The sequence below is a fragment of the Vibrio sp. D404a genome, from assembly GCF_030248535.1.
In the GTDB taxonomy this organism is placed as follows: domain Bacteria; phylum Pseudomonadota; class Gammaproteobacteria; order Enterobacterales; family Vibrionaceae; genus Vibrio.
In genome coordinates, this window is record NZ_JAHGAJ010000008.1 from 62,151 (window position 1) to 74,392 (window position 12,242).

Consider the following 12,242-nt stretch of genomic DNA (forward strand, 5'->3'; position numbering starts at 1 on the left):
AGGCTAACAACGAACAGCACGCTGAGTGAGAACCCGATAGGTATATCGCAGACGCGTGTATTTTTTTGCTTTAATCAATCGCCTTTCGACGATTTGCGATAACAAACAAAGAGAAAATAGTATGAAACCGAAGTTGAGTTTTCTAGATCGCTACTTAACACTCTGGATCTTCATCGCCATGGGGCTGGGTGTCCTTCTGGGTATCATGTTCCCACAAATTGAACAGTGGAATGAATCGATGTCAGTAGGTAGCACGAATATTCCCTTGGCCATTGGCTTGATTCTGATGATGTACCCACCATTGGCTAAGGTCAATTACAGCCTGCTCGGTACAGTTGTTAAAGATAAGCAAGCGATCAAGCTGTCACTTATCATGAACTGGATTGTTGGTCCAATCTTGATGTTTGTACTGGCTATCACTTTCTTGGGTGATCACCCAGGTTACATGGTCGGCGTTATCCTAATCGGTCTTGCTCGCTGTGTGGCAATGGTATTGGTTTGGAATGATATCGGTGGCGGTAACAAAGAATACGGTGCGGCGTTGGTTGCTCTAAACAGCGCATTCCAAGTGGTTAGCTACAGCTTCATGGCTTGGTTATTCATTAGCGTACTACCACCTGTATTAGGCTACGAAGGCATGATTGTTGACATCTCTATGATCGACATCGCGCACAGTGTACTTATCTACCTTGGTATCCCATTCTTAGCGGGTTTCCTTAGCCGTAAGATCTTGGTGTCGACAAAAGGTGAACAGTGGTACAACGATGTGTTCATTCCACGCATCTCGCCTATGACTTTGATTGCCCTATTGGCAACCATCGTTCTGATGTTCAGCCTAAAAGGTGAGATGATTGTTGAACTGCCAATGGATGTATTGTTAATCGCGATTCCGCTGACCATTTACTTCACAGTAATGTTCTTTATCAGCTTCTTTGTTGGTAAAAAGATGGGCATTGATTACGACAAGAACGCATCGATTGCCTTTACTGCAACGGGTAATAACTTTGAGTTGGCGATTGCGGTCTCTATCGCGGTATTCGGCATTAACTCTGACCAAGCGTTTGCCGGCGTTATTGGTCCACTGATTGAAGTTCCGGTTCTGATTTACCTGGTAAATGTGGCACTGAAAATGAAAGACAAGTACTACTCAGGTCAAACAGTAAAATCAGTCAACTAAGATTAGATGATGATTTGCAGGGCTCACCCGATATGGCGTGAGCCCTTTTTGTATCTGCTAGAAGCTTTTTGTATCTGTAGAAGAAAACCTAATCAAGCAGGTTTTTCAGTCCTTGCTCTAGCCACTTTAGCGCAGGTCCCTTGTCCGGTTTTTTGGAAAGAATGAGATCCACCGGCGGTGACCAAGTTTTATGGTCAAAGGCGATATCTATCTCCACCAACTGCTTTTTGTTGATCTCCTCTTTCACCAAATGTTCCGGCAGATATGCCCAACCAATATCACTACCTAGCACCATTTCACGAATCGCGATAAAGCTGTTTGACCACCATACCTTTCCTGCAATCAGGGGAAATTGGTCCATCAGTTTTCCTTTATCTCCCCTAAGCATTACCTGTCGGTGAGGCAATAGTTCAGCCACCCGCGCCGTCCCGACCTGTGCCAATGGATGCTGTGGATGACAAACCGCCACAAAAGGCAGGTGACCGATAAAGCAAGGCTCAGAGCTGATATCAAAATTGAGATCCGTAAACATCAAGCCGACGTCCGCCTTTTCATCGGTCACGAACTGATTCACTTCCGTCGTCGTACAGGCTATCAACTCAATCTCTGTTGCAGGAAATCGCTCGCTAAATTCTCCCAGAATTTTCGGTAAATTCGGCATTAAAAGCGCATCATCAAGTGCAATTCGCAGCAACCCTTCTTGCTTATCGCCAATCGCATTCACTGTGATATTGAGGTCTTCGATCTGCAATACGATCGCTTTGACCTGTTTATAGATCTGTGTGCCTTCGGAGGTTAAGGTTGGCTTGCGCGTCGAGCGGTCAAACAGCTCGACATTAAAGTCGATCTCTAAATTACCAATACCTTGGCTCACCGCAGACTGAACCTTACCCAGCTTTCGAGCACTCGCTGAAAACGACCCTAGCTCCACCGCATAAACGAACATCTTGAGCTGTTCAATGTTGTACATGTCACCCTACCTATCATCACTATAAGTGATAGTTACTATCTTTTTATTATCATCATAAAAGATATTATTGCCAACATTGAAGGGCAATAAAGCCCAAAGGAACACGAAATAAAGAGAGAACAACATGTCACACAAAGAACGAATCTTACATATGGTGCTATTTGAATTGGTTGCCTTGGTTCTAATGGCCGGACTGGCGACTTACATTACTGGCAACGGTGCAGGGAAAATGGCGGGGCTTGCATTGGCAATGTCACTGATTGCGATGGCATGGAACTACGTATACAACTACGGCTATGACAAGGTATTTGGGGCAGACCGCAGCAAGCGCACCAAGAAAACCCGCCTCTTCCACGGCCTAGGCTTTGAGCTTGGACTCATGACCGTCACGCTGCCAGTCCTAATGTGGGTGCTTCAACTGGACTTCCTAACCGTGCTTATCATGGATATCGGTCTGGTTATTTTCTTTGTTCTGTACGCAATTGGCTTCAACTGGGCGTATGACTCTGTCAGAGACATGCTAGTGAGCAAAGGTAAAGTGAAAGCGTTGGCTTAAACTGGAAGCGCAGAAGTATAGCGGAAGCGCTGAAGTAAAGCGGAAGCGCTGAAGTAAAGCGGAAGCGCTGAAGTAAAGCGGAAGCGCAGAAGTAAAGTGGAAGCGCTGACCTAAAGCGGAAGCGCTGGGCATACCTGGAGATAGTAACGCCACTTTGAAAAAGCACACTAAGAAGGGAAAAAGGGGCTAACTGAGAAAGAAGCAGTCGTAAAAAGGAGATAAATACGACTGTTTTACAACATAACTTGGACGGGTCAATATTCAGTTAGCCCATACACTTACTGTATCGAATGAAGCTGACAACCAGCTGTCACTCGCACAAATAAACACAACAAAATTCGCACGCTTGCGCCCTAGTGATTGAGGACGACAATTCGTTTAGCTCACCATAAACAAAGGCACAGTGGTTTTACCTAACAGCTTACGAGTCACCCCACCAAGTATTTGTTGATGCATCTTTTTATGGGCAAATGCCCCCGCTACAATCAAATCCGCGTTGAACTTCTCTGCATGCGCTAAGATCGCCTGTGGCGTTCGCGTTCTGCCCTCTTTGAAAGAGATGCACTCCGCATCAATATTATGCAGCCCAAGGTAGCGTTTGAGATCTTGCTGGCTCGGTTTCTTATCCAATGAGCGTTCGCTGGTCACTACAATAATATTCTTGGCTTGGCGCAATAATGGCATCGCTGCCTTCACTGCGCGAGCACCCGGATCATCTCCGTTCCAAGCAATCAAAACACATTCTGGGTTGAACTGTTTTTGCTCTCTTGGCATTAATAAAATCGGGCGACTGCCATGTTCCAACGCTACATCAAAGCTGACGCTGGTTTTGCCATGAAGCGGCTTTGGAATAATGATCAGATCTGAAACTTTACCGCGCTCCGAGACCACATCAGCACGATAACCCGATAAGTTGTGCCATTGCGCACTCACTTTCAAATTCGCTTCGTTCATCACCAGATCGTCAGAATCGAGCATAGGCACTTGCAAATGATCGCACAGCGACACAAACGCTTGTTCGGATTCATTCATATCTTCCGCCACATAGTTGTTCACCAACTGGTCGATACGATTCAACCATTTGCTCGGCAGTAGCTGACGCTCTTCCGGCATAAGTTGCTGAGGGCTGATTTGTGCATGCAGCACATCGAGATGCGCACCAAAGTAACGCGCAACATTCAGTGCTCCTTCTAGCCTCTCGTTGGCATTCGCTGTTGAGGCGAACGGCATAATGATGGTTCGAATAGTCATAATTTGTTCTCCTCAATTATCCAAGTGGCCATGGTAGGTCAACCGACTCTTGCAGTAGACCTATCGGCAGGTCGAGTACCATGAGATGGGTTAACCCCAGAAGGAATCCAGTCGCAGCCACTGTTACTGATGCCGACCTCGCCAAACTCAGTCCAGCCTTACTCATCAGGAACAGACAGAAGAATGCACTGATAGCGATAACATAGCCAACAAAATAGCAGCCCAAGATTAGAGCGCCTAACCAGTAGAGGTAGTGCATCATACTGATGCTGTTGCTATCAAAGGCGTAGCCTTGCTCGTACTCATTATCAAAGTAAATCGCATCACCCTCTGGCTTAGTCAGCAGTTGGAATAGAACAATCGCAGACAGTAGCCACATAATGCTTGAAATGACAATGGTAAATACGCCACCCAAGAAGCTCTGCTGGTAGCCGTCGTAAACCCCATACATAAAGGCGATGTTCACTAGGGCTGCAAAGATAATCTGAGGTTGACGATTTGCCGTTGGCTTACGAGTATTAGCTGTCGGTGACGCTTCTTGAGCTTGTTTCGCTTGTTGATTCTTCTTGGCACTTTGACGCCACATAAAGAACAGAGAAAACAGCGTTAGACCACCAATGATCATCACACCCGGGCGCATTAGGAAGCCAATGCCGTCGAACTGCACAGCTTGGTACAGGTAAGTTTCCATGCCACTAGCCAGTACAAAACCAATCAAGAATGCCGGACGCGGCCAATCGAAGCGCTTCATCAGCACACCGAGGACACCAATCGCTAACAGTGTGATCAGGTCACCCAGATCGCGCGTTGCTTGGAATGCCGCAAAGCAGATAACCATCACCATGAAAGGTGCAAGCAACGTATAACGAACCGTGGTTAGACGAGCGACCCAAGGCGAAAGCAGCATACAAGCACCCGCACCGAACACGTTAGCTAATGCCAGAGACCAAACAATCGTGTAGGTGATATCGAGATCCGTACTGACCATCGCAGGGCCCGGCTCCAAACCCACCAGCACCATACCACCTAGGAAGACCGCCATGCTGCCTGAGCCCGGAATACCGAACAGCAAAGTAGGAACAAGGCCACCGCCCTCTTTTGCGTTGTTCGATGACTCCGGCGCAATCACACCGCGTACATCGCCTTTACCAAACTCAGGTTTTCCTTTGGTGGTTTGCACCGCATGACCATAAGCAATCCAGTCAACCACGCTGCCACCAAGACCCGGTAGAGCACCGACAACACAACCAATCACACTACAGCGTAGCGCTAGCCACTTGTTGGCAAAGAAGTCACGCACACCGGCAGACCAGCCCTTGCCGAGCTTGCTCGCATTGGCGATCGGCTTGTTTTGTCTCAGCAGATCGATAATTTCAGGCAGTGCAAAGATACCCAAACCGACGACGACCAGAGGAATGCCATCCATTAGGTAGAAGTTATCAAAGGTCATTCGGTACTCGCCTGTTGCAGGGGCACTGCCCACGCTGCCTAGCAGAACACCCATACCACATGCAGACAGGCCTTTAACTAGGCTTTTTCCTGCTAATGCGCCGACCATACTTAAACCAAGTAGAGTCAGCATAAAGAGCTCACCCGAGCCAAACGCGAGAATCACCGGACGCGCAATCAGCACAAAGCCAGTCAAAATCACCGCGCCAAATAGTCCACCAAAAAGCGACGAAGTGAAGGCCGCAGACAAAGCACGAGCCGCTTCTCCTTTCTTCGCCATTGGGAAGCCATCAAGCACCGTCGCTTGTGAGCCACTAGAGCCGGGGATCCCCATCAATACTGAAGTGAAGGTGTCTGAGGTTGGGATCACCGCCACCAAACCGATCAACATCGCAAGAGCTGAGATTGGGTCCATACCGTATAGGAATGGCAACAACAGAGATAAACCTGCAATGCCCCCTAATCCCGGGAAGATACCAATCGCCAAACCGAGCACAACGCCACCAAGCATAAAGGCAATATGCTGGACGCTGAGTATGGTTTCCAGTGCTGCAAAGAGTTCGTTTAACATCATTGAATCCTTTCTGTTCATTCACTCGCTTCACCTTGAAAGGCCTGTTCACTGCTGGCTGGCCGTTGAACCCTGATATCAAAACGTCTTGAGTTAAGAGAGTATGAGGGACACGACTTGCAGGAAGGTGAGCGATATAAAAAGGAGTGAGCCACAATCTAACGCTGTGGTCTCACTACCGTTGGGCACTAGCCGAATAGAGCCAGTATTTTCTTGGACTTAGATAGTCGTATCAGAAACGGGTGTTGTAATTTGTGGTGAGCCAATTTCTGACCCAAGACAAGTTACTTTCATCTAGTGATAACGCAGCGTCGAGTGCCAACTGAGCTTGTTCGCCAGTGAGCTGAGGGTAATCTCCCAACACCTCAACAGAACGTTTTTGGAAATCAGGTTGGTTAACGAGCTCAGTCGCCGATGCACGCCACGCCGCCACGGTCTCTTCAGGTGTCGACTTCGGTACAAAGATCATTTTCTGAGCAGCAAAGCCTGCCATAAAGAATGAACGCCACACAGCATAACCTTGTGTCTCGGCCGCGTCTGGGTTGAACATTTGGTAGACCTCAGCGAAGTGCGGTAAGTCTGGGAAGTTAGGATCACGTTGCAGTTTGCCGTCTTCGCCCAGCACACCGAAGCTAAACAGTGGAGTCGCCTTGCCTTCATTCAGCAGCGGCGTCACTTTGTCGATGTAAGAGGAACTCGTTTGAGAATCTATGTTCACTTCACCACGCTCAAACGCCAATCTGCCTGCACCGCGACCTTGCATACCAAACACCGCTTGTACATCCAAGCCAAGCAGATCCATTGCCAACAGGGGTACTAGGTCAATCGACGTTGCACCTTGGCTAGCGTATTGAAATTTAATCTGGTCTTTCTTATCGAATAAGTCTTGAACATTCTCAATCCCCGTTTTCGGAGAGACATAAACAACACCACCAGTTGGAGAAGCCAAAATGACACTCCAATCTTTGTAGTCATAACGAACACGGCGATCTTTTAGAAGGTAGGGATATTGTGTCGATGCCGAACTCGCAAAGATATTGAGACCGTTGTCCTTAGCACGGCGAGCGAACTGGTTCGCGCCTTTGGTAGAGCCGCCACCCGGAATGTTTTTTACAACAACGACTGGGTTGCCCGGTAAGGATTGAGACAAGTAAGGTGCATAGAAACGTCCCCAAGTATCGGTGCCGCCACCCTCTTTGTAGGGCATCAAAAACTCGACTCTTTCACCTTTGAATGATACTTCTTCGGCTTGTGCATGCGTTGATAGTGCACCAACGCCAAGCAGCGTCACTAGCAATGTTTGGCAAAGCTTGAATTGAGAGAGCGTTTTCTTCACAACACGCTCGCTGTGGCGCTGTATTTTGCTCTGTGAATTCGATGGGGTATTGCCAGTGGATAGTAAGTTCAGCATTTTGCCTCCTAGTACCCTGATTACGTTTCGTCGTCAGTAACAGGGCTATTTTTTGTGGTTTCTGACAAATTAGAGGGCGAAACTGTCATTCAACTGACACGCTTCATTTTGATAACAAAAGTGTTACATAGATCGATATTTATTGGCGCTCGCAACAGTCCTGAAAACGAAAAAAGCCACGTTAATTCGTGGCTTAAATCTAAATAAATATATGTTCCATCTTAGGTAACACATTGATTTAATTCGGGTAAACAGCCCCTTTAAACAGAGGCCTTGCTGTTCTCACCAGTGCAGCCTGACGCACCTCTGGCTCCACTTCGCCCGCTTCAACTTGGATATTCACTTGAATCTGACCGCTTGGGTGCTCAATTAAAACCGTTTGAGACTGAATCCCTTCACACAACTCATGCGCAATGGTGCCCGGAATCACGCTGGCTGCTGCGACACAAATCGCTCCAGTCACCGCATGGCTGGCATGACAATTGTGCGGAACAAAGTAACGAGAAGTGATGTGACCTTCGCGACAAGGCGGCGACAGCAAAGAGACTTTTGGCACAACACTACCAGAGACATCGCCCATCCCCATTTTTTCGCCCGCTTCTAAACGAATAGATTCGATTCTCGCCAGCAATGCTGCGTCCCCATCAAGTTGTTGCTTGGTTTCCGTGCCGACTAGACCTAAATCTTTGGCATTGATGTGCACCATAGGTACCGCCGCATCAAGACAAGAGATTTCGATGCCTTGTATGGTGTCGCGCACATTGCCAGTAGGGAACAGTTTGCCCGTTTTGGCGCCGCCTACATTCAAGAAGTTGAGTAATACAGGAGACCCAGTGCCCGGCACACCATCGACTTTGACATCACCATCGTATTGCAATCGACCATTAGGGCTCTCAGCCGAGACTTCGATGATGGTGTTGGTATTGATATTTTTAACGCGTAGCTTAGTTGAGGGGCTACTTAAGGTAATCAGTTGGTTTTCGCTGGCAAACGCGACAATGCCTGAGAGAATGTTGCCGCAAGAGGGCTTAGTATCGACCTCTTTAGTTTCTACGCCGACTTGAGCAAAGAGATATTCCAGATCGGTGCCCTCTTCTTGAGAAGGCGACACAATCGCGACTTTACTCGTGAGGGTAGTTCCGCCGCCAATACCGTTGATCTGTTGGCCATCTCCAGAGCCCATTATACGAATCAAGAGTTCATCGCGCGCCTGTTCATCACTGGGTAAATCACTCGCCAAAAAGTAAGCCCCTTTTGATGTACCACCTCTAATCAACATGCAGGAAATATTATCGTTCATGACCGTTTCAACCTCTTTACGCTTGGAAGATATGAGCAACTCCGTGCTCTTCGGGTCTCAAGGGTAAAAAACGAAACTGTCACCTAACTGACTTGCCGATCAGTCATAGGTTTTTAATGCACTCTCCCACTCGGTAATAACAATATCGCGTTTGCTTTGGTCTGAGAAAATCAACAAGCTCACATCTAACGGCAGCGGTTTTAGTCGCTCTGCGTAATCTTGGCGAAGTGATTTGGCGGACTTATGGCTCTTAATATCACTCCTTACGGGGGGCATATTGGTCGCTTCCGCCATACGCTGCTGCCCAGAATAGGAGAACAGGTAATCGATGAATTTTTCGGCTTGGTCTGCTCTGGTTGTGGTTTTATTGATGAATGCGGTACGAATGACCACTGGGGTATAGTCTTCAGCCGCGACGATGACCACATCTTGGTGTTTGGCCTGCCATGAGTTGGCGTACGAACCCATGATGTTATAGGCCATCGCAATCTCACCTTCATTCAGAGCTTTTAGCATCGAGGCTGAACTGCCAAAAGTGCGCGCTTGGTGCAGATTAAATAACTCTAAAAACTGACCATAGTTGGTGGTTTGGGCACGTTCGAATGACCAGAGAAGGTAGCCAATTCCAACATGCCGAATATCAAAAAGACCAATTTTGCCTTTTAGTTCATCACTATGACGACGAATAAAGCTCAACAGCTCGACACGGTTCGAGGGCGTCTGTTTTCCCTCTAAAAAGGACTGATTAAATACAATAACAGCGGGCTCATAACTAAAACCAAACAGTTCATCACGCCATTGGCTCCACTGAGGAATGATCCCTGACTGCGCATTGTAACCGGGCAAATTGACTTTATGAGGACGCGCATAGCCATCGTTGACGAGACGGATCTGTAAATCCATCACCGAGCTAATGGTGATGTCCGGCTGAGGGAACGTGTTTTCTCGAATATGCGCATCAAGCACATTGCTGCTCATCGCTGTGTAGTCGACCTTGAGGCTTGGATACTTCTGCTCAAAGCCTTCCAAGACAGGTTTCATTTCAGACAGATAAGCCGCTCCATAGATCACCAAGCTATTGTCCTGATTGGTTTTACTGTCGCTGACTGATAAAGAGCTATCCGCGAATGAAGAACCATTCACCAACAAAGAACTACTAGTAATCAGAGACACCATGAGTAAAGTATTTTTGGCTGGAATGAACGATAGCGATCCTGTATTTTTGTCCATCAACAAGTCTCCGACCAATGGGGATGTGGGAACTGAATTTTCACCGTTAGCCCTTTCTGTTGTTGCTGTCCTTTTTGGCTTTCAGTACCTTCTAAACTATCAGCACCTTTGAGGGTAGCCGTATCTTCTTGGCTATTGGTATCTTCGAGAGTAACTGTATCTTCTAGAGTTAATAGCGCATGGGACTGAATCGCAACATTTTGCGCTATGCTCATGCCAAGCCCAGTTCCATGGCTGGTTGCACGTGGGCTTCGATAGAATTTCTCGAACACAAATGGCTTATCTTGATCGGCAATCCCCGGTCCAAAATCTCGAATTAGCAACACGGCTTTGCTGCCCTGCTGAAGTATCTCTACCTCAATAACGTTGCCCTTTGGCGAGTATTTAATGGCGTTTTCAAGTAGGTTAATCAGCATTTGGCTAAGGGAAAACTCATCACCTTTGACGCTGAATTGAAGCGATTCTTGGTAGCAGAGCTCTATGTCTTTAATAAGTGCATTCATCGCTAAACTGCGGCACACCTCTTTTACCAAGCGGTTCATATCAACAGGCTTGGGTTCAATACTCTGGTAACGATGACGAATCGTGGCGTGGTTAAGCAATTGATCAACCGTACGCTCCAACACTGAGCATGCTCCAGTGACCTTGTGCAGATATTCAATCGTCTCTGCATCTTTGGTTTTGCTTCGCGCAAGATCTATTTGAGCGCGAATGCCCGCGATTGGGGTTTTGATTTGATGGGCGGCATGTCCGGTAAAGTTCTTGAGATTATTTAAGTTCTCATCGAGCTGGTTCATGAACACATTGATCGTATCCACTAAATGCCTCACCTCTTGAGGCGCATCGAGGTTGATCGGGGTTAAATCGAGTGTCGAACGTCTGCCCATCTTGTCGTTAATCTGGTTGACGGGTTTGAGCACTCGAATAATCAGTACAAAAATCACCAATAAGGCACTGAGTACCACCCCAGCCACCAGCTTAATCGCATGATCGGTCAGCGATTTTTCCCACACTTGCCTTGCTTGAGTTGTTTGCCCGACAAGCACAAACACATGCTGCGGCCCTTCTCGGGTATTAATGACATTGCTAACCAAAGCAAAACGAACCCACTCCTGTTTATAGTTGAGATAAAAATAGCTCGCTTCAGGCTCAAGTTTGATCTGGTAATTGGCGATTTGCTCTCGAACCTCTTCAAGTGCAAGAAGGTCTTTATAGCCGGTAATAAAGCGTTGAGATGCAGGCGTATCCTGCGCCGACACCGAATAAAAGACCTTGTCTCTGGCCGATTCTGCCAAGGATTTAAAAGCGGCGGTCGGGATATCCACACTAAAAGAGAAACCATCAAAGCGAACTTGTTCTATGATCTGCTGCGCAGCATTATCAAGCTGACGATCATAAAACATCTGCGTTGTTTGATAGGCGTAGCGCTTAACAGCGACCATCGTAAGCAGGCTGATCAACAATAACAGGCAAGTTGCTGAGAACAGCAGTTGAAATCGTAGCGATCGAGAAGAGAACTTTACCCAGCGAGAAGGAAAATTAAGACTCAAAGTCATAAAACACCTCCAAGCTACTGCCCTTTATCATTGAGCACATAGCCTAATCCGCGCAGAGTCTTTATCTCAACTTGGCTATCGGAGAGTGCTTTGCGCAGTCGCCCAACATAGGTTTCAATAGCATTGGTATTCGGCGGGTTATCAAAGCCGTATAGGTGGTCGATGATCTCTTCTTTACTCATGACTCGATTTAAATGAGTCAAAAAGATCTCGAGCAGTCGATACTCGCGCTGCTTAAGCTCGATCAGCTGCCCTTTTACTTTGACCTCACATGCAACACTATCAAAGATAATGTCGCCGAACGTGACTAGGTTTTGGTCGTTGCCTTGATGACGACGAACAATGGCACGGCAGCGAGCCTCCAATTCCCCAAAATCAAACGGCTTGGTCAGGTAATCATCAGCACCGAGATCGAGCAGCTGAATGCGGTCGTAGACTTCACTACGAGCAGTCAAGATAAGAACGGGCGTATCTGAGGTATGGCGAATACGCTTGATGATCTGCTCGCCTGATTTGTTTGGCAGGTTTAGGTCGAGTATCACTAGGTCAAATTGAGTATGGCTCACCATGGCAAACGCGACTTCACCATCATAGGCACAATCGACACCGTGTCCTAAATCGACAAAGCGTTGCTCTATGGCTTCACTGATCAAACGATCGTCTTCAACTACCAGTATTCTCATCTTACCCCCACCTAAAGAAGGTGATTGTTCTCAAGACAGGAAAAGATTTCAATAACAAGATTAACAATAATAAAACAAACCTCCGCAC

10 protein-coding genes are annotated in these 12,242 nt (G+C 47.3%); 2 read left to right on the forward strand and 8 right to left on the reverse strand.

Features of this window, described 5'->3' with window-relative positions; translation table 11 throughout:
• Positions 1–121: 121 nt before the first annotated feature.
• Positions 122–1,177, forward strand: coding sequence for an ACR3 family arsenite efflux transporter (arsB, locus tag KI655_RS05715; RefSeq protein ID WP_285402576.1), 1,056 nt, complete (start codon positions 122–124; stop codon positions 1,175–1,177).
• An 88-nt stretch (positions 1,178–1,265) separates the two neighbouring features.
• On the opposite strand, the gene KI655_RS05720 is transcribed toward arsB, so the two are convergent.
• Complete coding sequence (locus tag KI655_RS05720; RefSeq protein ID WP_285402577.1) at positions 1,266–2,147, reverse strand: LysR family transcriptional regulator; 882 nt, start codon at positions 2,145–2,147, stop codon at positions 1,266–1,268.
• 124 nt (positions 2,148–2,271) lie between these two features.
• On the opposite strand from KI655_RS05720, the gene KI655_RS05725 reads away from it, so the two are divergent.
• Positions 2,272–2,703 carry a PACE efflux transporter gene (locus KI655_RS05725; RefSeq protein WP_285402578.1) on the forward strand — a complete coding sequence of 144 codons (432 nt, stop codon included), beginning with the start codon at positions 2,272–2,274 and terminating at the stop codon, positions 2,701–2,703.
• 378 nt (positions 2,704–3,081) lie between these two features.
• On the opposite strand, the gene KI655_RS05730 is transcribed toward KI655_RS05725, so the two are convergent.
• From KI655_RS05730 to KI655_RS05760, 7 genes are all read right to left on the reverse strand, one after another.
• Positions 3,082–3,954 (reverse strand): universal stress protein, encoded by an 873-nt coding sequence (locus tag KI655_RS05730; RefSeq protein ID WP_285402579.1) that lies wholly within the window; start codon positions 3,952–3,954, stop codon positions 3,082–3,084.
• Positions 3,955–3,970: 16 nt separating this feature from the next.
• Entirely contained in the window at positions 3,971–5,974 is a 2,004-nt protein-coding gene (locus KI655_RS05735; protein ID WP_285402581.1) for a tripartite tricarboxylate transporter permease, read from the reverse strand.
• Between the two features lie 232 nt (positions 5,975–6,206).
• Positions 6,207–7,385, reverse strand: a complete 1,179-nt coding sequence (locus KI655_RS05740; protein ID WP_285402582.1) for a tripartite tricarboxylate transporter substrate binding protein — start codon at positions 7,383–7,385, stop codon at positions 6,207–6,209.
• A gap of 238 nt (positions 7,386–7,623) precedes the next feature.
• Positions 7,624–8,685, reverse strand: coding sequence for a 4-oxalomesaconate tautomerase (locus KI655_RS05745; RefSeq protein WP_285402583.1), 1,062 nt, complete (start codon positions 8,683–8,685; stop codon positions 7,624–7,626).
• Positions 8,686–8,784: 99 nt separating this feature from the next.
• A complete protein-coding gene (locus tag KI655_RS05750) occupies positions 8,785–9,915 on the reverse strand; it encodes an ABC transporter substrate-binding protein (protein WP_285402585.1) in 1,131 nt (376 codons plus the stop codon).
• Entirely contained in the window at positions 9,915–11,471 is a 1,557-nt protein-coding gene (locus KI655_RS05755) for a sensor histidine kinase (RefSeq protein WP_285402587.1), read from the reverse strand. The genes KI655_RS05750 and KI655_RS05755 overlap by 1 nt, the downstream gene beginning before the upstream one ends.
• A 14-nt stretch (positions 11,472–11,485) precedes the next feature.
• Positions 11,486–12,154: a response regulator transcription factor gene (locus KI655_RS05760; protein WP_285402588.1), complete on the reverse strand. Its 669-nt coding sequence runs from the start codon at positions 12,152–12,154 to the stop codon at positions 11,486–11,488.
• Between the last annotated feature and the right edge of the window lie 88 nt (positions 12,155–12,242).